Annotated in this window: 1 protein-coding gene; it reads left to right on the forward strand. The window is 63.5% G+C overall.

The window, feature by feature from the left end:
- Window positions 1–125: 125 nt before the first annotated feature.
- The coding region (locus D1614_RS28460; protein WP_206610184.1) for an ATP-binding cassette domain-containing protein at window positions 126–583 on the forward strand (458 nt) is incomplete at its 3' end.

The raw sequence follows: 583 nt of genomic DNA on the forward strand, positions 1-583 counted from the left end.
GATATCGTCAGCAAGTATGCCGACCGGGTCGTCGCCTTCTACAACGGCCGCATCCTGGCCGACGGCGAGCCGTCAACGGTGCTGAAAGACAATGAAGTCCGCCGTTATGTGACGGGAGGCGCAAAATGACCGCTTCCCGCTCCCTGCTCGAAATCGACAACCTCGCCGTCGAAATCCAGTCGATGCCGGCGCTGCGCGGTTTCACCATGCATCTCACCGAGGGCGGCATGGTCAGTCTGGTTGGCCGCAACGGCGCCGGCAAGACCACGTTCTTCAACGTCATCACGGGCCTGTACACGCCGGACGCAGGCGAGTTTGTGCTGGGCGGCACGCCCTACCAGCCGACCGCTGTGCATGAAGTGGCCAAGGCCGGCATTGCGCGCACGTTCCAGAACATCCGCATCTTCAAGGAGATGACGTTGCTGGAAAACGTGGTGGTCGGCATGCACCGGCATCTGGACTACGGTGCGCCGGGCCTGCTGCTCTCGCTGCCGAAGTACCGCGCCGCCGAGCGTCGCGCGCGCGATCGCGCACTGGAGCTGCTTTCGTGGGTCAAGCTCGACCACAAGGCGCATGACATTGC

This window comes from Maribellus luteus, assembly GCF_003576475.1.
In the GTDB taxonomy this organism is placed as follows: domain Bacteria; phylum Bacteroidota; class Bacteroidia; order Bacteroidales; family Prolixibacteraceae; genus Draconibacterium; species Draconibacterium luteum.